General features: G+C 61.6%; 14 protein-coding genes. 3 read left to right on the top strand and 11 right to left on the bottom strand.

Annotation, left to right across the window (positions count from 1 at the left end):
* Positions 1-42: 42 nt before the first annotated feature.
* The 4 genes from UB23_RS07380 to speB form a co-directional block, all read right to left on the bottom strand.
* Entirely contained in the window at positions 43-1,422 is a 1,380-nt protein-coding gene (locus tag UB23_RS07380) for a sodium:solute symporter (RefSeq protein WP_045058689.1), read from the bottom strand.
* A gap of 146 nt (positions 1,423-1,568) precedes the next feature.
* Entirely contained in the window at positions 1,569-3,089 is a 1,521-nt protein-coding gene (locus UB23_RS07375; RefSeq protein ID WP_045058688.1) for a purine-cytosine permease family protein, read from the bottom strand.
* Positions 3,090-3,143: 54 nt separating this feature from the next.
* On the bottom strand, positions 3,144-3,566 hold the full coding sequence (locus UB23_RS07370; protein ID WP_045058687.1) for a YybH family protein: 423 nt from the start codon (positions 3,564-3,566) through the stop codon (positions 3,144-3,146).
* A 9-nt stretch (positions 3,567-3,575) separates the two neighbouring features.
* Positions 3,576-4,526, bottom strand: a complete 951-nt coding sequence (speB, locus tag UB23_RS07365; protein ID WP_045058686.1) for an agmatinase — start codon at positions 4,524-4,526, stop codon at positions 3,576-3,578.
* Positions 4,527-4,696: 170 nt separating this feature from the next.
* On the opposite strand from speB, the gene UB23_RS07360 reads away from it, so the two are divergent.
* Both UB23_RS07360 and UB23_RS07355 read left to right on the top strand, forming a co-directional pair.
* Complete coding sequence (locus UB23_RS07360; RefSeq protein ID WP_045058685.1) at positions 4,697-5,590, top strand: LysR family transcriptional regulator; 894 nt, start codon at positions 4,697-4,699, stop codon at positions 5,588-5,590.
* Positions 5,591-5,594: 4 nt separating this feature from the next.
* A complete protein-coding gene (locus UB23_RS07355) occupies positions 5,595-6,191 on the top strand; it encodes a tRNA-uridine aminocarboxypropyltransferase (protein ID WP_045058684.1) in 597 nt (198 codons plus the stop codon).
* Between the two features lie 76 nt (positions 6,192-6,267).
* Here the strand turns inward: UB23_RS07355 and UB23_RS07350 are convergent, their stop codons facing one another.
* The 3 genes from UB23_RS07350 to UB23_RS07340 all read right to left on the bottom strand — a co-directional run bounded on the left by UB23_RS07350 (position 6,268) and on the right by UB23_RS07340 (position 11,249).
* Positions 6,268-7,641: an HlyD family type I secretion periplasmic adaptor subunit gene (locus tag UB23_RS07350; RefSeq protein WP_045058683.1), complete on the bottom strand. Its 1,374-nt coding sequence runs from the start codon at positions 7,639-7,641 to the stop codon at positions 6,268-6,270.
* Positions 7,642-7,650: 9 nt separating this feature from the next.
* A complete protein-coding gene (locus UB23_RS07345; protein ID WP_045058682.1) occupies positions 7,651-9,810 on the bottom strand; it encodes a type I secretion system permease/ATPase in 2,160 nt (719 codons plus the stop codon).
* Between the two features lie 80 nt (positions 9,811-9,890).
* The gene (locus UB23_RS07340; protein WP_045058681.1) at positions 9,891-11,249 is read right to left on the bottom strand and encodes a TolC family outer membrane protein; all 1,359 of its coding nucleotides are present in this window, start codon (positions 11,247-11,249) and stop codon (positions 9,891-9,893) included.
* A gap of 607 nt (positions 11,250-11,856) precedes the next feature.
* Here UB23_RS07340 and UB23_RS07335 point away from each other — a divergent pair.
* On the top strand, positions 11,857-20,532 hold the full coding sequence (locus UB23_RS07335) for a retention module-containing protein (RefSeq protein ID WP_045058680.1): 8,676 nt from the start codon (positions 11,857-11,859) through the stop codon (positions 20,530-20,532).
* Between the two features lie 118 nt (positions 20,533-20,650).
* On the opposite strand, the gene lapD is transcribed toward UB23_RS07335, so the two are convergent.
* From lapD to UB23_RS07315, 4 genes are all read right to left on the bottom strand, one after another.
* Positions 20,651-22,591, bottom strand: coding sequence for a cyclic di-GMP receptor LapD (gene lapD / locus UB23_RS07330; RefSeq protein WP_045058679.1), 1,941 nt, complete (start codon positions 22,589-22,591; stop codon positions 20,651-20,653).
* Positions 22,592-22,623: 32 nt separating this feature from the next.
* A complete protein-coding gene (gene lapG, locus UB23_RS07325) occupies positions 22,624-23,331 on the bottom strand; it encodes a cysteine protease LapG (protein ID WP_045058678.1) in 708 nt (235 codons plus the stop codon).
* 117 nt (positions 23,332-23,448) lie between these two features.
* A complete protein-coding gene (locus UB23_RS07320) occupies positions 23,449-23,844 on the bottom strand; it encodes a YbaN family protein (protein WP_045058677.1) in 396 nt (131 codons plus the stop codon).
* 10 nt (positions 23,845-23,854) lie between these two features.
* A complete protein-coding gene (locus tag UB23_RS07315; protein ID WP_045058676.1) occupies positions 23,855-24,442 on the bottom strand; it encodes a UPF0149 family protein in 588 nt (195 codons plus the stop codon).
* Positions 24,443-24,778: the final 336 nt, after the last annotated feature.

Here is a 24,778-nt window from a genome sequence, read left to right as displayed (position 1 = left end):
CGCCACACCCGTCGAAGAAAACATTTAGTCAGTTGTGCGCTATCAGATCGCGCTCGCCACCACTGAAGGGCGACGGGACGCCAGGCTCACCACCACAAAGCTCACCAGGCCGACAGCCAGGCTGTAGTAGATCGGCGTGTTGGCATCCAGGCCATCCTTGAACATGAACAGCAGTGCGGTGGCAAAGCCCAGGCCCATGCTGGCAATGGCGCCGGCGGTGGTTGCGCGTTTCCAGAAAATGGCCCCCATCAGCGGGATCAGCATGCCACCCACCAGCAGGTTATAGGCGAGGGTCAGTGCGCTGATGACGTCGTTCACCACCAGGGCGATACCCAGCACGGCGATGCCGGTCAGCAGGGTAAACAGCCGGTTGATGCCCAGGCTCGACTGTTTGCCGCCACGCAGCTTTGGCAGCAGGTCTTCGGTCAGTGTGGTGGACGCCGCGAGGAGGCCGGCGCTGGCGGTGGGCATCATGGCGGCCAGTGCGGCAGCGATGACCAGGCCACGGATGCCGTCCGGCAACGACAGTTTGACGATGGCGGCGAAGGCGTTGTTGACGTTGTCCAGGTCCGGGATCAACACGTGGGCGGCCATGCCGATCAGGGCGCAGGCCAGTCCGTAGAGAATGCAGTAGAAGCCTGCGAAAGTACCGGCGTACTGGGCAATCTTCGCGGTCTTCACGGTGAACACGCGCTGCCAGATGTCCTGGCCGATCAGGATCCCGAAGAAGTAGATCATGAAGTAGGTGATGATGGTGTCCCAGCCGATGGTGGTGAAGCTGAAGGCGGTCGCCGGCAGTTTCAGCACCAGTTCATCCCAGCCGCCAACGCGGTACAGGCAGATGGGAAGCAGGATGAACATCAGGCCGACGGTCTTGATCACGAACTGGACGATGTCAGTCAGGGTCAGGGACCACATGCCGCCGATCGCCGAATAGACCACCACCACGCCGCCGCCCAGCAGCACCGAGATCCAGAAGGGCAGGTCGAACAGCACTTGCAGGACCGTGCCGATTGCCAGGATCGAGGTCACGCCGATCATCAGCGCGTACGCCAGCATGATCGCCGCACTCGCGGAGCGGGCCATCGGGTTGTAGCGTTTTTCCAGCACCTGGGTAACGGTGTAGATCTTCAGCTTGAGCAGCGGCTTGGCGAGGAACAGGTTCAGCGCCACGATCCCGCAGCCCAGTGCCGCGCAAAGCCAGAACCCGGAAATACCGTGGACATAACCCAGGCGCACGGTGCCGACGGTGGACGCACCACCCAGGACGGTCGCGGCCATTGTGCCCATGTACAGGGTCGGGCCGAGATTGCGACCGGCAACCAGGTAGTCTTCGTTGGTCTTGGCCTTGCGCATGCCGAAGTAGCCGAGGACCAGCATTGCGGCGGCGTATATGAGAACGACGAATAAATCCAAAGCCATGATGGCGTGTCTCCGATTGTCTTTTTTATGGTGAAACAAAAATGGTTCTGTGGTGCTGCTCGGTCCCCGCAGGCAACTCATGCCCTGTGGTAGCAAGGCTTGCCCGCGATAAACGATGACGCGGTCCAGCTATAAATCGCGGCGCCTCAATCGCGGGCAAGCCTTGCTCCCACAGGTCTTGCATCAAGCGGCGCTATGCCTTCGCTGCGTAAATCATCCGGGCCAAACACCGCCTTGGGCTCCGGGAACAGGCTCAGCAGGACCAGGTACACCACCGACGCCAGGCCCAGGGTGACCGGCAGGCTAATGTCGATGCCGTCGGCCAGGTTACCCAGCGGTCCAACGAATTGGCCGGGCAGGTTGACGAAGCACAGCCCCACCAGCGCACTCGGGATCCAGGCCCCCAGGCCGCGCCAGTTCCAGCCGTGGGTGAACCAGTAGCGGCCACCTTTTTCGCCTCGGGTGAATACCTGCAGGTCATCCGGGCAGTAGAAGCCACGGCGCACCACCAGGCCGATAATCATGATCACCATCCATGGCGTGGTGCAGGTGATGATCAGTACGGCGAAGGTCGATACGCTTTGCACCAGGTTGGCGGCGAAGCGACCGATGAAGATGAAGGCAATCGACATCACCCCGATCAGCAACGTGGCCTTGACCCGTGACAGCACTCGCGGAAACACACTGGACATGTCCAGCCCGGTGCCATAAAGGGACGTGGTGCCTGTGGACATGCCGCCGATCACCGCGATCAGGCACACCGGCAGGAAAAACCAGCTAGGCGAGACCGCCAGCAGACCGCCTACATAGTTATTGGCCGCGATGTAGTCCGGCGCCTTGATCGCCACGATGGTGGCAGTGGCCAGGCCGAACAGGAACGGGATCAGGGTGGCAAGCTGTGCCGCGATCACTGCAAACATGATCCGGCCTTTCGGGGTTTCGCGTGGGATGTACCGCGACCAGTCACCGAGAAACGCGCCGAAGGATATCGGGTTGCTCATGGCCACCAGCGCTGCGCCGATAAAGGCTGCCCAGAAGCCGGCCTGACCCAGGGCCACGGTTCCGGCGAACTGGCTGTCGAAGGTCGGGGCAAACGCGAAGATGCCGAGCAGGAACAGCGCGCTGGCCGCCCATACCGCAATGCGATTGACCCACAGCATGAAGCGGAAACCGTAGATGCACACGGTCAGCACCAGGATGGCGAACAATCCGTAGGCCAGGCCCAGACTCAGGTCGGTTTCCGGCAGGCCGATCAGGCGTTTGGCGCCACCGATCAGCGCATCACCCGAGCTCCACACCGACAGTGAGAAGAAGGCGATGGCGGTCAGCAACGACAGGAACGAACCGACGATCCGCCCGTGCACGCCGAAGTGCGCACCGGAAGACACGGCGTTGTTGGTGCCGTTGATCGGGCCGAACAGGCCCATGGGTGCAAGGATCAGCGCGCCAAGCACGACGCCCAGCACGATCGCCCATACACCGGCCTGGAAGGACAGGCCAAACAACACCGGAAAGCTGCCGAGCACGGCGGTCGCAAAAGTGTTGGCGCCGCCGAAGATCAGGCGAAACAAATCGCCGGGACGGGCATCGCGTTCGTGATCCGGGATCTGTTCGACCCCGTTTGTTTCGATGCTGCTAAGGCTTTTTTCGTTGTTGTTGTTATTCATGATCTGCTCCGATCATAAAGGCGCGCTCATCGTGTGTGAGCGTCACCTGTTTGGCTAAGGAGGTGGCAGCCCTTCCGGCATCGCGGATAAATGTTCGTGGCAGGCCAGCCAATGGCCTTGTTGTTCTTGGCCAGACGAGTGTTTTCTGAAAACAATCGTCTCGCGCTCCTGGCTGAAGTGTTGCTTCCCTTGCATGCGCAGCTCGGTGGCCACGTCATGGATGAAAATCGCCACGTCACCCTGCAGGCTGACGAAAGCGTTGCTTGAAGTGCACGAAAGCACCTCGAAGCCATCCTCGCGGCGCCAGGTGTCCCACAACGCCTGATAGGCATCGCGCGACAGCAGGGGCTGTTCGAGGGTGTAGAAGACGAAGCTGGCATCGGCGCTGAAGGCGCCGAAATAGGCTTCGCGATCGTTACCGGCAAAGGCCGACACCAGATCGGCGGCGGCTTGCAATACTTGATCGCGTTCGTTCATGACCCGTCCTCAGCGATGAACCACGCCAGGCAGCACGCAAAGCATTTCGTACAGCAGGTTGGCGGCCAGCAGAGAGGTATTACCGGTGGTGTCATAAGCGGGCGAGACTTCTACCAGATCGCAGCCGACCAGGTCGAGGCCTTGGCAGCCGCGCACGATCTCGATCGCCTGAATGGTCGTCAGTCCGCCAATTTCCGGGGTGCCGGTGCCTGGCGCCCAGGCCGGATCGATGCCGTCGATGTCAAAACTCAGGTACACCGGGCCGCCACCCACTTTCTCGCGCACTTCAGCCATCAGCGGCGCAAGAGATTTGTGCCAGCACTCTTCGGCCTGCACGACGCGAAAGCCCTGGTTGCGGCTCCAGTTGAAGTCGTCGGCGGTGTAGCCCTGGGCGCGCAGGCCGATTTGTACTACGCGGTCCGGATCCAGCAGGCCTTCTTCGACTGCGCGACGGAACGTGGTGCCGTGGGCGATTTTTTCGCCGAACATGTGATCGTTGACATCGGCATGGGCGTCGATGTGCACCAGGCCGACTTTGCCGTGCTTTTTATGGATGGCACGCAGGATCGGCAGGGTGATGGTGTGGTCGCCGCCCAGGGTCAGCGGGATCACGTCGTGTTCGAGGATGTTGTCGTAGGATTCTTCGATGATCCGTACGGCATCGAGCAGGTTGAAGGTGTTGATCGCCACGTCGCCGATGTCCGCCACCGACAGCGAATCGAACGGAGCGGCGCCGGTCGCCATGTTGTAAGGGCGAATCATGACCGATTCGGCGCGGATTTCCCGAGGCCCGAAACGGGTACCAGGGCGCAGGGAGGTACCGATGTCCAGGGGCACGCCAACGAAGGCAGCGTCCAGACCGGCAGCGGTCGGCACATGGGGAAGTCGCATCATGGTGGCGATGCCGCCGAAGCGCGGCATTTCGTTGCCGCCCAGTGGTTGGTGAAGAATCTTGTCCACGGGTTCAGGCCTCATCATTTTTTTGTATTAGGCGCCGATTCTGCGAAATGTAGTGGCGGGGAAGAATCGCTACGCACAAATACTTAGTTCAGATTTTTCTAAACTAATGGAAAATGGCGGCGGTAAATTTAACGGCTGATGGCAGGAGCTGCCGCGAATCCGGAGTTCCCATGGCCAACGCTTTACCCGACCTGAAACTGCTGCGCATTTTTGTCAGTGTGGTTCGCCATCAGGGGTTTGCCACTGCCCAGCAGGAGCTCAACCTCTCGACTTCGGCTATCAGCACTTACATGAGTCAGCTCGAAGCCGCCCTCGGCCTGGTGCTCTGCCATCGCGGGCGTGGCGGTTTCAGCCTGACCAGCAAGGGTGAGCTGTTCCACCAGGAAACCTTGCGGTTGCTGGCCGAGCTCGAAGGATTCGAGCAATATGCCGCCGCACTCAAGGGCGAGTTGCGCGGCACGCTGAACCTGGGGGTTATCGACTCCACCGTCAGCGACAAGGCCCTGCCGTTCGCCGAAGCCATCGGCGCCTACAGCCAGGAGCACCCGGCCGTGCATCTGCACTTGTCGGTCATGAGCCCCTACGAGCTGCAACTCGGCGTGCAGGACAATCGCCTGGACCTGGCCATCGGTGCATTTTCCACGCGCATGAGCGGGCTGGTGTACATGCCGCTGTACCGCGAGCAGCACTGGTTGTACTGCAGCAGCCGGCACCCGCTGTTCACCGAACGACGTATCCCCGAGCAGGTCATTACCCAGCAGCGCATGGTCGGCCGGGGGTACTGGAGCCAGGCGGAACTGGCGCGCCACGGCTTCAAACACAGCGCCGCCACCGTGGAGAGCATGGAGGCGCAGTTGATCCTGGTGCTGTCTGGCGCCTACATCGGTTACTTGCCCGAACACTACGCCCAGGCCTGGGCCGATAAGGGCGATTTGCGGGTGTTGCTGCCGGCGACTTTTGGTTATCAGGCGCCATTTTCCATGATCGTGCGCCGTGGCCGCAGCCGCGAACCGCTGATCCAGACCTTCCGCGATCTGCTCAAAGCGCAACTCAATCAGGCTTGAAATAATGTCCAGAATCCATTGCCCGCGCTGCCTGCGCCCAGAAGCCCATTGCCTGTGCCTATTGATCCCGAGCCTCGACAGCCGTACCCGGGTGCTGGTGCTGCAGCATCCGAGTGAAGTAAACCACGCGCTGAATACCGCACGTTTGGCCGCGCTTGGCTTGACCAATGCCGAGCTGATCGTGGGCGAAGTGTTCGCGGATCTGCCGGCGTTGTTGAATCAACCGGGGTACCAGGCGCGGCTGCTGTTTCCGGGCGAGGATACGCAGACGCTGCAGGGCTATGGCGCAGATGATCAGCCGCTGTTGCTGGTGGTGCCGGACGGTACCTGGCGCAAGGCGCGCAAGCTGCTGCACCTCAATCCGCTGCTGGCGACATTGCCACGGGTGACGCTGGCGCAGGGCGGAGTGTCGCGGTATCGATTGCGCAAGGCGCCGGGGCCGGGGGCTTTATCGACGGTGGAGGCCATCGCGCAGGCGTTGCAGGTGCTGGAAGCGCCGATGTCCTTTGAGCCATTGCTGAAGCCGTTCGAGGCGTTGATCGAGGGGCAGATCGCGGCGATGGGGGAGGAGGTTTTTTTGCGTAATCATGGGCCGAATTAGGCGTTGCTCGTGCCGGCCTCTTCGCGGGCTTGCCCGCGAAGACGGTAGAGCTATCACCACAACTCCAGGCCAGAACCTACCGCTCGCGCATCGCCTCGGTCCGCGCCTTCAGCACCGGCTTGAGCAGGTAGTCCAGCACACTCTTCTCACCGGTGATGATGTCCACCGTCGCCACCATCCCCGGGATGATCAGTAACGGCTTCGCATCCCCACCCAAGTGGTTCTTGTCGGTGCGCACCTGGATCAGATAAAAGCTGTTGCCCTTGTCATCGGTAATAGTATCTGCGCCAATCAACTCCAGCTTGGCGCTCAAGCCGCCATAAATGGTGTAGTCGTAGGCGCTGAACTTGACCATCGCCCGCTGCCCCGGATGCAGAAACGCCACGTCCTGCGGACGGACCTTGGCCTCGATCAGCAGGTTGTCTTCCAACGGTACGATTTCCACCATGTCGCTGCCGGGCTGGACCACGCCGCCGATGGTGTTGACCTTCAGCACCTTGATGATCCCGTGAACCGGCGAGACCACCGTGGTGCGGGTGACGCGGTCATCGATGGCGATGCTCGAAGCGGTAATTTTTGAAAGGTCGGTGCGTTTCTCGTTGAGCTCCTTGGCAGCGTCCGAACGGAAAGATTGTTCGGACTCGTCAATCTTGCTCTTGATTTCAGCGATCGCCGATTCCGCCCGAGGAATGGCCAGGGTCGTGGCGTTCAACGAGCCGCGAATTTCCACCGCGCTGCGCTTGAGTCGCAGGATTTCTACGGGGGACACGGCACCGGTGCCGACCAGCGGTGCTGACATGTTCATCTCTTGCTGCAGTAGGGCCAGGCTCGAACTGAATTGCCCTTGTTTCGAGCGAAACTCCGCCAGTTCCTGGGTTTTTTGCCGCAGCTGTTCGCTGAGCGTGCGCTGTTCACTGGCCAGTCGACGCTGCCGTTGCTCGTAGAGCGAGCGCTCGTCCTCGGCCACCTGCGGCGCCTTGGCGATCACCTCGGCCGACAACTTGAAGGGCCGCCCTTCGGCCTCGGCGGACAGGCGTTCAACCTGGGCGGTCAAGGCATATCGATCGGCCTCGCTTTCACCCTTGTTCGATAGAAAGCGGGTGTCATCCAGGCGCAGCAAGGTATCGCCCTTGTTCACCATCTGCCCCTCGCGGACAAAGATCTCGGTGACGATGCCGCCTTCCAGGTTCTGAATCACCTGGACCTTGCTTGACGGAATCGCCTTGCCTTCGCCCATGGTGACTTCCTGGAGCACGGCGAATTTGGCCCAGACCACGGCGCTGACGATCAGCCCCGCCGCCAGCCACACGGTGATCCGCGACCAGCGCGGGGAATCCTGCAGCGTCGCGCCGGCGGTCTCCGGCATGAACTCGCTCTCGGCGCTTTTCCTGAAACTGCCGAAATAACCGCGCGGCTTTGCGTCGGGCGAGTCGGATGATGATCGGGCCATGGGCAACTCCTAGACCGCTGCAGAGCCGACGCGGCCCTTGCGCAGTGCATCGATGACCGCTTCTTTCGGACCGTCGGCGACGATCCGTCCGTTGTCCAGCACCACCAGCCGATCCACCAGGCTGAGCATCGAGGTCCGGTGGGTGACCAGCAGCAGGGTCTTGCCCTGGACCCAGCCGTGGAGTTTCTGGCGCAGGACGTCTTCGCTGCTGTTGTCCATGGCGCTGGTGGGCTCGTCGAGCAGCATGATCGGTGGGTCGAGCAACAAGGCCCGGGCCAGCAGCACGGCCTGGCGCTGGCCGCCGGACAGCAACTGGCCGCGTTCACCTACCGGCCGGTCGAAGCCTTGCGGGTGTTGGCGGGCGAGCTCTGTGACGCCGGTGAGTTCTGCCACTTCGAGCATTCGCGAATCACTGACATAGCGGGCGCCCAGGGTCAGGTTATCGCGCAGGCTGCCGGCCAGCAGCGGCAAGTCATGGGCAACGTAGCCGATCTGCTGGCGCAAGTCGGCGACGTCCAGTTGCCGCAGGTCCAGGCCGTCGAGTAGCAACTGGCCTTCTTCCGGGGTGTAGAAACCCATCACCAGGCGGGCGAGGGTGCTTTTGCCCGAGCCGCTGCGGCCGATAATGCCGATGCGCTCACCGGGTTTCATGCTGAAACTGACGTTGTGCAGCGCCGGGGCACTCTGGCCGTTGTAGTGAAAGGTCACGCCACTGACGTCGAGGGCGCCTTGCAGTTGCGTGCGCTCCAGCGGCCGTTGCCGGGCGTCGCGCTCCTGGGGCAGCCCCATCAGCGCATCGGTACTTTTCATGGTCAACTGCGCTTGCTGGTAACGCGTGATCAGGCCGGCAATCTGCCCGAGCGGTGCCAGCACCCGGCTGCCAAGCATGTAGGTCGCCACCAGCGCACCAACGCTGAGGTTGCCGGCAATGATGCTGTAGACCCCGGCGACGATGGTCGCCATGCCGGAAAATTGCTGGATGAACAGGGTGCCGTTGGTGGCCAGGGCCGAGAGATTGCGGGCGTGGCTGTCGAGGCGGGTCAGGGCGCCGTGGGTGGTTTCCCATTTGTGCTGGCGCTCGCTTTCGGCGCTGCAGGCCTTGAGGGTTTCCAGGCCGCCCAGGGTTTCAATCAGCAGGGCCTGGCGTTCCGCACCCAGGGTCAGGCTTTTTTGCACGGTGTCGCGCAGGCGTGCCTGGATGATCATCGCGAAGATGATGGTGATCGGAAATGCCAGCAGCGGGATCACCACCAGCCAGCCGCCCAGCAGACCGATCACCACCAGCATGAGCACGGCGAATGGCAGGTCGATCAGGCTGGTGAGGGTCACGGCGGTGAGAAACTCACGCAGGCCCTGGAAGTCATGGATGCTCTGGGCAAACCCGCCGATGGTGGCCGGCCGTGCCTTCATCGACATGCCAGTGATGCGCTCGAACAGAGTGGCCGAGAGAATCACGTCGGTTTTCTTCCCGGCGGTGTCCAGCAAGTGCGCGCGCACCACGCGCAGCACCAGTTCAAAACCGGTGCCGATCAGCAAGCCGATGGACAGCACCCACAGGGTCGATGTGGCCTGGTTCGGCACGACCCGGTCGTAGGTCTGCATGACGAACAGCGGCACCATCAGGCCCAGGAGGTTGATCAGGAAGCTTGCCAGGATGGCGTCGCTGTACAGCCATTTGGACAGTTTCAGTGTGTCGCGAAACCAGGCTTCCACCCGGGGTACCAGGGGCGAGCGCAGGTCTTCAAGTTCATGGCGTGGCCGGGCAAACAATGCCTGGCCGCTGTAATTTTCAGTCAGCTCTTCACGGCTGACCCATTGTTCGCCACCGTCGGCTTCGCTGGGCAGGATGAGCAGGCGGCCATCGTCTCCCAGACGTCGCAGAACGGCCGTGCGGCCGTTGCCGAGTATCAGCATCACGGGCAGGTTGAGAGGGGAAATATCCGCCAGTTCCCGGCGCAGCACGCGCGCCTGCAAACCGGCCCGGGCTGCTGCGCGGGGCAGCAGGTCCAGGCTCAGGCGTTGTTTGTTCAGGGGCAGCCCGGCACTCAGGCTGGCGCGACTGACCGTCGCGCCGTGGAGTTTGCAGAGGATCAACAGCCCGTCAAGAAGCGGGTCGTCGAAGCCAAGACGCGGATCGACACCAGTGTTGCCGGTTTCCATGCTGGTCAAATTGATCGCTCCAGGTGAACGGGCTGCCACATCAACACAACATACTGTGTAGGAGCCTGGGGCAGCTCCTACACCGGCACTTACCTCAGTTCAGGCAAGCGGGCTTCATTCTTCACTTCGGTCTTGGCGATCGCATCGGCAGGCAGCACCACACGTTGTTTGCTCAGCAACAGGCCCATGTTCGAGAGGATGCGGTACATCGAGTATTCCTCGGTGTAGCGAACTTCGGTGTAGCGACGGTTGGCGTTGTAGAGCTCGTTCTCACTGTCGAGCACGTCCAGCAGGGTGCGCTGGCCGAGGCCGAACTGATCCTGGTAGGCCGCACGTACGCGTTTGGTCGTTTCGGCGTACTCGCGCGCGGTCGGCGTCTGCTTCTTCGCGTTGAGCATGGCGTTCCAGGCCAGGTGGATATTTTCGTTGAGCTGGCGCAGGGCGTTGTTGCGGATGTCCATGGCCTGGTTGATCTGGTGCGCGTTGGACTGCAGGCGGGCCTTGTCGCTGCCGCCGCGGAACAGGTTGTAGTTCATCACCACACCGACCCGCCACTCGTTGTCGTGACCTTCATCGCCCTGCACGTTGTTGTTCGCGCCCACTGCCGCTTCAGCGTCGAAGCGTGGGAAGAACGGCGACTTGGCAACTTCGTACTGGCTCTCGGCGGACTGCACGTCTGCCTGGGCGGATTTCAGGTACGGGTTGTTCTCCACCATGCTCTGCTGGGCTTCCTGCAGGGTAGCGGGCAATTCACCGCGGGTCGAAGGCAGGGTTTCCAGTTCATCCGGCAGGCGACCTACCACGGCGTAGAAGTTCGATTCGGCGTCGGCCAGGTCGACTTCGGCGGTGTCCAGGTTGTTTTGCGCCAGTGCCCGACGAGCGGTGGACTGGTCGGCGTCGGCGGTGCTGCCGATACCGCGCTCGGTGCGCAGGCCGATCTGGTCGTTGACGCGCAGGTGAGCTTGCAGGTTGTTCTTGGCCAGGGTCACCAGTTCGCGACGCTTGAGCACTTCGAGGTAGACCTCGATGGTCCGCAGGGCCAGGTCCTGGGCAGTGCCCTGGGCGTAATAGGCCCGGGAATTGACCACACCCTTGGTGCGTTCGACTTCGTTGGCGGTGTTGAAACCGTCAAACAGCATCTGCCGCAGGCGCAGTTCCGACTGGGTGTAAGTCAGGACCTCCGTGTTGTGATTGCCCTGTGCACGGGTGTTGGTGTTATCGCTGTAGCCGCGGCCGTAAGCAGCGTTCAGATCGACAGATGGATAGAAGCCCCCTTTGGCGATTTTGACTTCTTCGTCCGCGGACAGCCGCGCGTCCACGCGTGAGGCAAGTTCCGGGTGAGTTGCAATAGTGCTTTGGATGGCCTCGGTCAAGGACATGGCCTGGGCCTGTGAAGTGCAGGCCATGGCCAGCAAAATCGCGCTGCAGAGGGGGGTTAAAACGCGCATGGGTGTATCTCCCTGATTCCTAATGATGCTTATCAGTCGCCAAATATTTGACGGCATTTATAGTGAAAACCGTTTCAAGCTTGTAACAACAGAGCTAAGAACATTCTAGAGCAAAGCTAAGAAATTTTTCTCATAAGTCTTATGCCAAAAAAAACTTATGCGCTCTGAAAAATCCAGCACATTGTTCACTCGTGGAACCCTTGTATTACGAGCTCTAGGGAGCTTGCAAGGGCAAATCGAAAGTTCCATCCATTTATCGATAACGGACGATGGAGTGCTGGAGGGGAAGGAGGCGGGGCAGTTTTTGGGTGACATTTTTTTGTCACTTGGTCGGTTCAGAACTGTAACGCATCGCTGGCAGGTGATCATTTTTGCCGATTAGTAGCCCAAAGCCATTGAATGTATTGGGTTTATTTGAATCAGGCGCTGATTGCCCATACGCGACAGGCTTGGCGAGAAAGTCGCCAGGGCCACGGTTGACCCGGAATTATCCGGGAAAAAACTCGTAGCCCGGTAGACGATTCACCCGGTAACTGGCTTTTTTCCATGAGCACGATCTTCGCAAAAAACAGGCTGCCGGCAACGGTTGGCAGCGGAGGAAATGCACATGGCTACGCTCATCGGTATCGTCACTAAAGTCATTGGTCAGGTGGTTGCTGTAGCGGGTGACGGCACCCGACGCGCGCTGGTCGAGGGCGATCGGCTGTTTGCCGGCGATCAATTGGTCACCGGGGCCGAAGGGGCGGTGGCGGTGAAGCTGCAGAACGGCCAGGAACTGACGCTTGGACGTGGCAGCAGCCTGCAAATGACCTCGCAACTGCTCGCGCACCAGGCGCCCCATGTGCAGACGCCGGAAGCCGTGGCGCCCAGCGAGGCGCAGCTGACCGACGTCGAACGCCTGCAGAAAGCCATCGCCGCTGGCGAAGACCCGACGCAAACCGGTGAAGCCACTGCGGCCGGGCCAACGGGCAGCACCGCTGCCGGAGCCCTGGGCGGCGGCCACAGTTTTGTCCAGCTCGAAGAAGTGGCAGGCCGGGTCGATCCGACTGTGGGTTTCCCGACGGCAGGATTCAACGGCATTCCAGAGTTTCCCCTGGAGCGCATCTTTAACGATCCCGACAACAGCCTCGATAACCTGGACAACGTCACACCCCCCGTCGTCGTCCCACCGTTGGTCGTGAACAACCCCGTCATCCTTGGCGGCCTGAATACCTCGGGCGGCGAGCTGACCCTCAACGAGGCCAATCTTCCCGACGGCACGGCCAGTAACCCCTCGGCCCTGACCCAGAACGGCACCTTCACCGTGACTGCGGCCGATGGCCTGCTCAACCTCAACGTGGGCGGGATCAGCGTGTTCAGCGGTGGCGTGGCGGCAGGCTTCCCGCAATCGATCACCACGCAGCTGGGTAACACGCTGACGATCACCGGCTATGACCCGGCCACTGGCGTGGTGAGCTACAGCTACACCCTCAATGGCAACGACACCCATTCGGCGGGTGATGGCGCGAACTCCCTCAGCGAACAATTCACCGTGGTGGCGGGCGACACCAATGGCGACACGGCCACCGGTTCCCTGGACATCAACATCACCGACGATGCGCCAACAGCGATCGACGACAGCAACGCCAATACCGCTTCGGAAACCCTGTTGACCCTGACCGGTAGCGTGCTGCCCAACGATATCCAGGGTGCTGACCGCATTCCCACCGGCCCTAATAGCGGACCGGTAATCGGTGGTACGTTCACCGGCACCTACGGCACCCTGGTGCTCAATCCGAACGGCACTTACACCTACACGCTGAACCCTAATGACGCCGACTTCAAAGCCCTGCACGGTGGTGGCAGCGGCACGGAAAGCTTCGTCTACACCCTCACCGATTCGGATGGTGATACCAGCACCGCAACGCTGGTGCTGAACATTCACAACAACGATGACCCGATCGATATCGGCGGGCTCGGCGTGTCAGGCGGCGAGCTGTCCGTCTACGAGAAAAACCTGGGCGACGGCAGCGCGCCGGATGCTGGCGCACTGACCCAAAGCGGCACCTTTACCATCACCGCCCTCGACGGTGTGCAGAGCCTTAGCATTGGCGGGATCAGCGTGGTGAGCGGTGGCGTCAGCGCAGGTTTGCCGCAATCAATTACCACCCCGCTGGGCAGTACGCTCACCATCACCGGTTACGACAGCGCAACCGGCGTGGTCAGCTACAGCTACACCCTGGCCGACAACGAAACCCATGCCAATGCCGATGGTGCGAATAATCTGTCGGAGCAGTTTGCAGTCACCGTGGTCGATGACAACGGCACAACCGCCAATGCTAGTCTCGACGTCAACATCGTCGACGACCTGCCCAAAGCCGTGGATGACAGCAACGCCAATACCGCCTCGGAAACCCTGCTGACCCTCAATGGCAATGTGCTGACCAACGACGTGCAAGGCGCTGACCGGGTACCCACCGGGGAAAACGCCGGCCCGATCACGCCCGGCACCTTCACTGGGGTCTATGGCACCCTGGTGCTGAACGCCAATGGCACTTACACCTACACGCTGAACACCAGCGACGCGGACTTCAAGGCGCTGCACGGCGGTGGCAACGGCACTGAAACCTTCGCCTACACCATCACCGATGCCGACGGCGATACCAGCACCGCGAACCTGGTGCTGCAGATCCATAACAACGATGATCCAGTGACCATCGACGGTTTGAACGTCAACGGTGGCGAGCTGACGGTCTACGAGAAAAACCTCGGCGACGGCAGCGCTCCGGATGCCCCTGCGCTGACCCAGACCGGCACCTTCACCATCACCGCGCTCGACGGCGTGCAGACCCTCAGCATCGGCGGCCTGAACGTGGTGGTCGGTGGTGTGAGCGCCGGCTTCCCGCAGTCGATCGTCACTCCGCTGGGCAGCACCCTGACCATCACCGGCTTTGACAGCGCAACCGGCGTTGTCAGCTACAGCTACACCCTGGCCGATAACGAAGCCCATGCGAACGCCGGCGGCGCGAACAACCTGTCCGAGCAGTTTGCAGTCACCGTGGTCGATGACAACGGCACAACCGCCAATGCCAGTCTCGACGTCAACATCGTCGACGACCTGCCCAAAGCCGTGGATGACAGCAACGCCAATACCGCCTCGGAAACCCTGCTGACCCTCAATGGCAATGTGCTGACCAACGACGTGCAAGGCGCTGACCGGGTACCCACCGGGGAGAACGCCGGCCCGATCACGCCCGGCACCTTCACTGGGGTCTATGGCACCCTGGTGCTGAACGCCAATGGCACTTACACCTACACGCTGAACACCAGCGACGCGGACTTCAAGGCGCTGCACGGCGGTGGTAACGGCACTGAAACCTTCGCCTACACCATCACCGATTCCGACGGCGATACCAGCACCGCGAACCTGGTGCTGCAGATCCATAACAACGATGATCCAGTGACCATCGACGGTTTGAACGTCAACGGTGGCGAGCTGACGGTCTACGAGAAAAACCTCGGCGACGGCAGTGCTCCGGATGCCCCTGCGCTGACCCAGACCGGCACCTTCACCATCACCGCGCTCGACGGCGTGCAGACCCTCAGTGTCGGCGGCCTGAACGTGGTGGTCGGTGGTGTGAGCGCCGGCTTCCCGCAGTCGATCGTCACTCCGCTGGGCAGCACCCTGACCATCACCGGCTTTGACAGCGCAACCGGCGTTGTCAGCTACAGCTACACCCTGGCCGATAACGAAGCCCATGCGAACGCCGGCGGCGCGAACAACCTGTCCGAGCAGTTTGCAGTGACCGTGGTCGATGACAACGGCACCACCGCCAATGCCAGCCTCGACGTCAACATCGTCGACGACCTGCCCAGGGCGGTGGATGACAGCAATGCCGGCACCGCCTCGGAAAGCCAGCTGACCCTTAACGGCAACGTGCTGACCAATGACGTGCAGGGCGCTGACCGGGTACCGACCGGGCCAAGCGCCGGGCCGATCACCTCAGGCACATTCGTAGGCACCTACGGCACCCTGGTGCTGAACGCCAATGGCACTTACACCTACACGCTGGACACCAACGACGCGGACTTCAAGGCCCTTGAAGGTCGCGGCAAAGGCACTGAAACCTTCGCCTACACCATCACCGACGCCGACGGCGATACCAGCACCGCCAATCTGGTGCTGCAGATCCATAACAACGATGACCCGGTGATCATCGGCGGCCTGGACGTCAACGGCGGCGAACTCACCGTCTACGAGAAGAACCTCGACTGGGGCACCAACCCCGACGCGCCGGCGCTGACCCAGTCCGGTACCTTCACCGTCACGGCACTCGACGGCCTGAACTCCCTGGTCGTGGGTGGCTTCGCGGTAGTCGCCAACGGCGAGGTGGTCGGCTTGCCGCACACCGTGGTAACGCCGTTGGGTAACTTCCTGACGATCAACGGCTTTGATCCCGTCACGGGCGTGCTCAGCTACAGCTACACCCTGGTGGGCAGCGAAACGCATCCAGCGGCCGACGGCGCCAACGCCATCGTCGAGAATTTCGACGTGGTGGCGCACGACAACGACGGCAGTACTGCGTCGGGCCAGATCAACGTCAACATCATCGATGATTTGCCGAGCGCCAATCCGGACTTCAAGCATGTGCAAGAGGGCGGGACGGTCGGCACCAACGTCCTGGTCAATGACATCGGCGGCTCCGACGGCCCGGCGGCTACAGGTGCAGTGGTCGGCGTGCGTGCCGGCAGCGACACCTCGACCTCGGCCAGCGGTGGCCTCAACACCAATATCAATGGCGCCTACGGTTACCTGACCCTGGACGCCAACGGCAACGCCATCTATCACAGCAACCCGAACAGCGTCAGCGGGCCCGGTGCGATCGATGTATTCACCTACACCGTGCGCGATGCCGATGGCGATGAGAGCACCACCACGCTCACCATCGACGTCTACAACAGCTGCCTCAAGGCAGTGTCCGATACCGACGTAACGGTCTACGAAAAAGCCCTCGATCTGAGCAAGGACGGTCAGGACCTGGCGGCAGGCACAGTCGCAGGCAGCGATCCGGGCAATACCGGGGAAACCGCTTCCGGCACGCTGGTGGGCTCGGTCACTGGCGCCGTGGGTGCGATCACCTACGCCCTGGTCGGCAGCGCCACGGGCAGCCATGGGCAGATTCAGCTCAATACCGACGGCACCTACACCTACACCCTGACTTCGCCGGCCAGCACCACCCCGCACGCCAACGATGGCCCCAATACCCTGAGCGAAACCTTCACCTACCAGGCCACCGATTCCCTGGGCAACATCACCACCAGCACCATCGTGGTGAACATAGTCGATGACGTGCCAAAGGCTGTGGACGACAGCAACGCCGACAATGCATCGGAAACCCGCCTGACCCTCGACGGCAATGTCCTGACCAATGACGTGCAAGGCGCGGACCTTGTCGCGACCGGCCCGAACACCGGCCCAGTCACGCCGGGTACATTTACCGGCACTTACGGCACCCTGGTGCTGAACGCCAACGGCACGTACACCTATACGCTGGACACCAACGACGCGGACTTCAAGGCCCTGGAAGGTCGCGGCAAAGGCACTGAGACGTTCGCCTACACCATCACCGATGCCGACGGCGATACCAGCACCGCCAACCTGGTGCTGCAGATCCATAACAACGATGACCCGGTGATCATCGGCGGCCTGGACGTCAACGGCGGCGAACTCACCGTCTACGAGAAGAACCTCGACTGGGGCACCAACCCGGACGCGCCGGCGCTGACCCAATCCGGGACCTTCACCGTCACGGCACTCGACGGCCTGAACTCCCTGGTCGTGGGTGGCTTCGCGGTGGTCGCCAACGGCGAGGTGGTCGGCTTGCCGCACACCGTGGTGACGCCGCTGGGTAACTTCCTGACGATCAACGGCTTTGATCCCGTCACGGGCGTGCTCAACTACAGCTACACCCTGGTGGGCAGTGAAACGCATCCAACGGCTGACGGCGCCAACGCCATCGTCGAGAATTTCGACGTGGTGGCGCACGACAACGACGGCAGTACTGCGTCGGGCCAGATCAACGTCAACATCATCGATGATTTGCCGAGCGCCAATCCCGACTTCAAGCAGGTGCAAGAGGGCGGGACGGTCGGCACCAACGTCCTGGTCAATGACATCGGCGGCTCCGATGGCCCGGCGGCTACGGGTGCAGTGGTCGGCGTGCGTGCCGGCAGCGACACCTCGACCTCGGCCAGCGGTGGCCTCAACACCAATATCAATGGCACCTACGGTTACCTGACCCTGGATGCCAACGGCAACGCGACCTACCACAGCCGGCCGGACTCGGTGGGCGTAGCGGGCGCCACTGACGTGTTCACCTACACCGTGCGCGATGCCGATGGCGATGAAAGCACCACCACCCTCACCATCGACGTGTCCAACAGTAGCATCAAGGCCGTGTCCGACACCGACGTGACGGTCTACGAAAAAGCCCTCGACCTGAGCAAGGATGGCCTCGACCTCGCGGCCGGCACCGTGGTCGGCAGCGATCCGGGCAATACCGGCGAAACTTCCACGGGAACACTGGTCGGTTCGGTCACCGGGGCTACCGGCGCAATCACCTACACCCTGGTCAGCAGTGGCACCGGGGCCTACGGGCAAATGCTCCTCAACCCCAACGGCACCTACACCTACACATTGACCTCGGCGCCGAAAACCTCGCCGAACGCCAACGACGGGCCCAACAGCCTGAGCGAAAGCTTCACCTACAAGGCCACCGATGCCCTGGGCAACACCACCACCAGCACCATCGTGGTGAACATCGTCGATGACGTACCCAAGGCCGTCGCTTCCGAGCGTTCGGTGGCGGCGGTGGAAATCGATTCCAACCTGCTGTTGGTGATCGACGTGTCCGGCAGTATGGCCGATGCGTCCGGCGTGCCTGGCCTGTCGCGCCTGGCCCTGGCCAAGCAGGCGATCAGTGCCTTGCTCGACAAGTACGACGACCTTGGCGACGTGAAGGTGCAGATCGTCACTTTCAGCAGCAACGCCACCGACAAGACCGCGATCTGGGTTGACGTGGCAACGGCCAAGTCGATCATTTCCGGCCTGACGGCGGGCGGCGGGACCAACTACGATGCCGCCGTGGCAACCATGAAGACCGCGTTCAACACGGCCGGCAAACTGACCGGCGCGCAGAATGTCGGCTATTTCTTCTCGGACGGCAAACCCAACGAAGGTGACATCAACGCGGCCGACGAGGCTTCGCTCAAAGCCTTCCTCGACGCTAACAACATCAAGAACTACGCAATCGGCCTGGGCAATGGCGTCAGCAATGCCTACCTCGACCCGGTGGCCTATGACGGCAGCACCCACACCAACACCAATGCTGTGGTGGTGACCGATCTCAACCAGCTCAACTCGGTACTCTCGGGCACCGTGCAGGGGGCCCCGGTCACGGGCGCCTTGCTGGAGGGCGGAAACTTTGGTGCCGATGGCGGTTTCATCAAGTCCATCGTCGTCGATGGCACCACCTACACTTACGACCCTAAAGCGTTGAACAACCAGGGTTCGCTGATTTCCAGCGGCGGGGACAACCACGGCACTTTCAACACGGTAAACAACTCCCTTAGCATCGCCACCAATAACGGCGGTACGCTGGTCATCAACCTCGACAGCGGTGAGTACAACTACACCTCGCAGAAAGCCACGAACGTGGTGATCACCGAAAATATCGGCTTCACCGTCAGCGACAACGACGGCGACCTGGCGAGCTCGACCCTGGTGGTCAAGGTCGTGCCGAACGCCGCGCCCGTGGCCGTCGACGACCACATCATCACCAACGTGCTGTCCGGCAGCGTGGTGGTACCTGGCGAATTGTTGCTGGCCAACGACACTGATCCCGAAGGCGATACCCTCACCGCAGCGCCGACTACTTTCAACACCGGCTGGGTGGCCAGGGGCGCGGACTTTGTCGGCACCGGCGCGATCAACTTCAAGGGCAGCAACAACACCGCAGCGAACCAGAACCTGGCGGATGTGCGCGGGTCCTTCGCGGCCAATACCGCAGCGATGACAGCGGTGCTGGTGATCAGCGGTTATCTGGGCTCTGTCACCACTTCCAATGCCAATGATGAAGACCTCATCACGGTGAAACTCAAGGAGGGTGAGACCCTTAATCTGGATCACAACCTGGCGGGCGGTCGGATTGCCATGGAGTACTCGCTCAATGGCGGTGCGTTCATGACCCTTGCCGATGGCGCTACCATCACGGCCGATGCCGATGGCACGTACAAGATCCATGTCACCAACATCACCAATTCCGGCGGCGGCGTCGGTGCCAACAATGCCGAAAACTACGAGCTGACCATGACGGTCAACTACGCCGGTGCCCATGACGTCACCCCGGACTTCAACGGCGCCTACAGCGCCAACGACACCCATGGTGGCAGCGACACGGCGAATGTGACCATCAGCTACCAGGACGGCCACACCCTCACGGGTACCGCGGGTGACGACGTTCTGGTGGCCGGCACCGGCAACAACGTGCTCAACGCCGGCGATGGCAACGACGTGTTGACGGCGGGTACCGGTAACAACGAACTGCACGGGGGGGCCGGCAACGACCTGCTGTTCAGCGGGGCAGGCAACGATCTGCTGGACGGCGGCGCTGGTATCGATACTGTCAGCTACGCCCATGCCACCAGCGGTGTCACCGTCGACCTGGGCCTGCTCACTGCGCAAAACACCGGAGGCGCCGGCACTGATACCCTCACCGGGCTCGAGAACCTCACCGGCTCCAACTTCAATGACAGCCTGATGGGCGACAACAACAGCAACATCATCACTGGCGGCCTGGGCAACGACGTCCTCAACGGCGGTGGCGGCGATGACTTCCTCATCGGCGGCCTGGGCAACAACACCCTCACCGGCGGCGCTGGCGCGGATACCTTCCAGTGGCTCAAAGGCAACTCCGGGCATGACCTGGTCACCGATTTCACCCCAGGCACCGACAAGCTCGACCTGTCGCAACTGCTGCAAGGTGAAAACGGCACGGCGGCTTCGCTGGATGATTACCTGCACTTCAAGGTTGTCGGCAGCGGCGCTTCGGTCCTGACCAGTATCGACGTCAGCGCCATGGCCGGCGCCACGCCGAACCAGACCATTGACCTTGCCGGTGTCAACCTCGCCAGCCACTACGGCGTCACGCCGGGGGCGGGTGGTGTGGTGGCCGGGGGGCATGACACGGCGACCATCATCAACGGGATGTTGAATGATCACTCGTTGAAGGTGGATACGGTTTGATCTGAAGGGTGAAGGAGCGAGGCTGATCTCCTGTAGGAGCAAGGCTTGCCCGCGATAGCGATCTTGAAGACGCTATCGCGGGCAAGTCTTGCTTCCACCGTGGAGGGCAGCTACCCCGTCACATTGGCTCAGGCGGCCCGATGAACCTGCCCATGACCCCATACACCCCTAATTCCCTGATCGTCGCAAACTCTCCCTGGGTCTCGACCATCTCCGCAATCAACGGCAAATCAATACTGTTGGTTGCCCGGAAGATCGCATCAATGAACAGGCGCTTGTCGCCCTGGCGATCTATACCCCGGATATACGCACCATCAATCTTCAAGTAAGCCAACCCCAGCTGTGTCAGGTTGCCGATCTGGCTGAAGCTGCCGCCAAAATGCTGCAGCCCGACGCGATAGCCGGTGTCGAGCAGGCTATGACACAAGCGTTGCAACTCCAGCGGGGGCGGCAGTTGGCGTTCGTCGATTTCCAGCGTCAGCAGCGGCGCCAGATCGGGTAACGATTCGAGCATGTCGAGTATCTTCGCCAACTGCGCCGGATCGCGCAGGGTGCTGCCAGACAGGCTCAATGCCAGCGGCCAGCGATTGACGACAAGGTAATCCAGGGTCGCTTCGAGCATCGCCAGGTCCATGCGCGCCGACCAGCCCAGACGCTCTATCCAGGGCAGGAAATGTCCGGCGGCGATCGCCTCGCCGCTGGGGTCGAGCAAGCGTGCCAGCACTTTGTGGTGAAGCACCTGGCTGGTGTCGGCGCATTGCACCACCGGCTGAAAGTACAGCTGCATGCTCCCCTGCGTCAGGGCTTCGTCGATCCAGGTTCGCCAGTCGTGCTGGGACTGGTTCGGCGCGCAGTCACCGTCGTCCAGGTATGTCCACGGCCGCTCGGGGTGTTGCCGGGCCTGAGTCAGGGCTTGATCCAGGCGCAGCAGCACCGCATTGGCGGATTCTCCCGGGCGATAGGGGACGATGCCCAGGTGCGCCACTGGCATGCTGTCACTGGCGCCGGTCAGGCGCAGGTTTTCCAGGGTGGCACTGACTTCCGCGACCAGGCGGGCGGCGTCCGCCTGGCCCAATCCAGGTGTCAGCAAGCTGAACTCTCCGCCACGATTACGCGCAGCCAGCCAGGTACGGCGCTCGGGTAATCCGCAAAGACGCTTGAGCAATTCGGCGACTGCGCTAATCAACGCATCAGTGCGCTGTCCGCCCATGCGCTGATTGAGCCCCGCCAGGTCATTGATCCGCAGCATCAGCAAATGGCCCTCACTGCTCTGCTCGGCCATCAGCAAATGATCCGCCAGTTGCTCGTCCAGTAACCGCCGGTTGGCCAGCCCGGTGAGGCCGTCGAGGTAGGATTCGGCGCGCAGTTTTTCGCTGCGAGCGGCTTCTTCGGCGAACAGCGCCTTGAGCTTTTCGACCATCTGATTCATCGCCAGCACCACGCGTTTCAATTCCGGGGTGCGGGGCAATTTCGTCAGGCTGCGAAATTCGCGCTTGCTGATGGCTTCGGCCTGTTTGACCATCTTGTCCAGCGGGCGCAATTGCCGGCGCAGCAGCCAGCCGCCGAACACCGCGCTGAGCAGCCCGCAGATGAGCAACCAGATCAGGCTGCCCAATGTACTGTCCCAGAGCTTGGCCAGGGCAAATCGCGGGTTGCTCAATACTTCGATCCGGGCGAATTGCTCCCAGCCGCGCATGATCAACGCTTCGCCTGCCTGGGGACGCAGGTCGACCAGCCTGGTGAACCAGCCGGGCACACGTTCGCCGCGGGCCTGGGCGCTGCGCTCCACTAACACCTGCTCATCGGCAATGCTCACCACGCGGATGCTGGTGAAGTAGCCACTGTCGAAAATCGAGCTGACCATCAACTCCATCATTGCCGGATCGTCTACTTGCGCGGTCAATGACAACCCCAGCGCCGTCGCCGCGTCCTGGGCGTGCGAGCGCAACTGGCCGAGCATCTGGTCGCGGGAGCTTTCCAGGCTGACAAAAAAGCTGCCGCTGAACGCCACCAGCAGGAACAGGCAAATGGCGAGAAACAATTGTTTGCGCAGTGACATAAGACGCTCCTTGCGAGACCTTGCGAGGACGACTAGCCGTCGCCCACGGCGAAACCTTCAACCTGCATTTTTTTCAACACATCCTGCCAGCGCGACAACTTTTTCGAGTCGCTGGAACGCTTGCCCCCGTTAGCCCCCGGCAGGTACAGCCCCTCGGCATTGAATGCGTAGACCGGTAGCAGGTCCTTGCGCCGTGAAGCGGGGGAGATCTCGCCCACCAGGTTGTCCAGCACCAGCGGATCGGCCGTGGGGCTGCTGTAGAAGGTCAGTACCATGTGCGCCTGGTTCTGGGTCAGGGCTTTGACGTAGGTGATGCGCAATTTGTCGCTGGGAATGCCGAGATGGCGCAGGCTGAAATACTTGGCCAGGGCGTAGTCCTCGCAGTCGCCCGCGCCCTTGACCAGGGATTCGACGGGGGTGGCCCAGTAATCGATCTGGCGCCAGATGCGCGTATCGTCCTGGAAAGTCAGTTGCTGGTTGAAGAAGCGATTGACCGCATTGAGTTGCTCGCGCTCGGGCTGATCCTGTTGACCTTGCAGCAATTGGCTCCAGGCCTCTATCCGTCTTTGCGCGGGACCCTGCGCGCCGTATCGGGCCTGGGCGTTCTGCAAGACCTGCGCATAATCCCAGCTGGCGAACACCGCACCGAGGCCCGGCATCAGCCAAAATGCCAGCAGCAGCCATCCGCCGAACCGAAGTCGGAGCGTTGACCATCCTGGACTACGCCGGCGACGGGGCATGTCGGGCTGCTCGGGGTGCAGATGGATGGAGTCTAGGCGGTGTTTGCAGGGGAAGAGGGCAGATCGTCGGTTGGCAATGCAGTTGCAGTGAGTCACAGGGATGCTGTGACGAGGCGATCAGGGCTTGCGCAGGGTTTTCTGTCTGAGGATGTAAATAGTCACCAGCACCGCACTGGTCAACATGAAGCCCCGCGCCCACGGCATCGGCACCAGATAGCAGGAAAACCCGATGCTCAACCACATCAGCCCGATGGCGTAGACCTTGCCCTTGAGCGGAATGCCCTCACCGTCAAGGTAACCGCGGATCCACGGCCCAAGGCGCGGATGCTCCACCAGCCAATGGTAAAAGCGCGGTGAACTGCGGGCAAAACAGGCAGCGGCCAGCAACAGGAAGGGGGTCGTGGGCAATACCGGCAGGAAGATCCCGATCACCCCCAACGCTACGCTGAGCCAGCCGATGGCCAGCAGCCCGTAGCGCAACATCAGGGAGCGGTTGCCTATGGGATTGTCCATAGGCAGAACCTTAGTGGTGACGAGGCTTGAGGATGGCCGGTTTTTCGTCAGGCGCGTTGCACAGCAGGTACAGCGCGGTCAGGGCTTCCGGGATCTGCACGATCATGTCGTCCATCAGGTTGGCATCGGCGGCGATATCGGAGAATTCCGGTTGCTCGTCGAACAGGCCCGAACCGACCATGATCGGCAGCAGCATTTCGCTGACTTCGTCTTCAGCGGTCTCAAACCAGGCGGCTTCACGCAGGAACACGCCTTCCATGAAGCCGATGCACCAGCCGCGCAGGTCGGAATCATCCGGGTCTTCGCCAAGATCGAGTTCGCAAGGCAGCTCGAATTCTTCATCGGAAGCCAGCTGGCGAGCGATGTGGGCTTTGAGTGCCAGCAGGGTGGATTCGATGGCCTCACGCTCGGTGTCGTCGGCGTAATGCGGCTCTTCGGCGAACAGGGCATCGATCCATTCACGGTCCGGTACGGTTTCGGAGCATATCGACAGGGCCGTGAGGTAGCCGTGGGCGGCCACGTAGTCCAGCGCCTCGTCATGCAGTTCATCGGCGTCGAGGAAGACTTGCAGGCGGGTTAGTTGCTCAGCGAAGGACATTAAAGGGCTACCTTGGGAATTAAACAGATGCGGGAATTCTAGGCCTTCTTGAGCAGTCAGGCCAGCCGCGCGGCACATTTGCCCCCTCTGGGCTCGTTTTTCCATATGCGCTCTGTAGGAGCTGTCGAGTGAAACGAGGCTGAGATCTTTTGATCTTGCTTTGTGTACATATCCATTGCTGCGGTAATGGCTGCTTATGGTTCCGCCCTTACGGCGGGTCACTTTGAACAGCGCAAAGTAACCAAACGCTTTCTGCCCCACCACTCGGCACCTCGCCTGGGCTCGGTGTGCCCTCACTCCGGCATTGCTCCGCGGGTCGCCGCGATGGGCCATCCC

The organism is Pseudomonas sp. ES3-33 (assembly GCF_000952175.1).
GTDB lineage: Bacteria > Pseudomonadota > Gammaproteobacteria > Pseudomonadales > Pseudomonadaceae > Aquipseudomonas > Aquipseudomonas gregormendelii.
The sequence above is the reverse complement of the archived record's forward strand: the minus strand, read 5'-3'. Positions and strand labels throughout refer to the sequence as shown.

What these genes read in the sequence shown, in the direction of transcription:
- UB23_RS07360 (WP_045058685.1), top strand. Translation starts at nt 4,697, where the DNA reads ATGGCCAACGCTTTACCCGACCTGAAACTGCTGCGCATTTTTGTCAGT.
- UB23_RS07370 (WP_045058687.1), bottom strand. Translation starts at nt 3,566, where the DNA reads ATGAACGAACGCGATCAAGTATTGCAAGCCGCCGCCGATCTGGTGTCG.
- UB23_RS07335 (WP_045058680.1), top strand. Translation starts at nt 11,857, where the DNA reads ATGGCTACGCTCATCGGTATCGTCACTAAAGTCATTGGTCAGGTGGTT.
- lapG (WP_045058678.1), bottom strand. Translation starts at nt 23,331, where the DNA reads ATGCCCCGTCGCCGGCGTAGTCCAGGATGGTCAACGCTCCGACTTCGG.
- UB23_RS07350 (WP_045058683.1), bottom strand. Translation starts at nt 7,641, where the DNA reads ATGGCCCGATCATCATCCGACTCGCCCGACGCAAAGCCGCGCGGTTAT.
- UB23_RS07315 (WP_045058676.1), bottom strand. Translation starts at nt 24,442, where the DNA reads ATGTCCTTCGCTGAGCAACTAACCCGCCTGCAAGTCTTCCTCGACGCC.
- UB23_RS07355 (WP_045058684.1), top strand. Translation starts at nt 5,595, where the DNA reads ATGTCCAGAATCCATTGCCCGCGCTGCCTGCGCCCAGAAGCCCATTGC.
- UB23_RS07375 (WP_045058688.1), bottom strand. Translation starts at nt 3,089, where the DNA reads ATGAATAACAACAACAACGAAAAAAGCCTTAGCAGCATCGAAACAAAC.
- lapD (WP_045058679.1), bottom strand. Translation starts at nt 22,591, where the DNA reads ATGTCACTGCGCAAACAATTGTTTCTCGCCATTTGCCTGTTCCTGCTG.
- UB23_RS07320 (WP_045058677.1), bottom strand. Translation starts at nt 23,844, where the DNA reads ATGGACAATCCCATAGGCAACCGCTCCCTGATGTTGCGCTACGGGCTG.
- UB23_RS07340 (WP_045058681.1), bottom strand. Translation starts at nt 11,249, where the DNA reads ATGCGCGTTTTAACCCCCCTCTGCAGCGCGATTTTGCTGGCCATGGCC.
- UB23_RS07380 (WP_045058689.1), bottom strand. Translation starts at nt 1,422, where the DNA reads ATGGCTTTGGATTTATTCGTCGTTCTCATATACGCCGCCGCAATGCTG.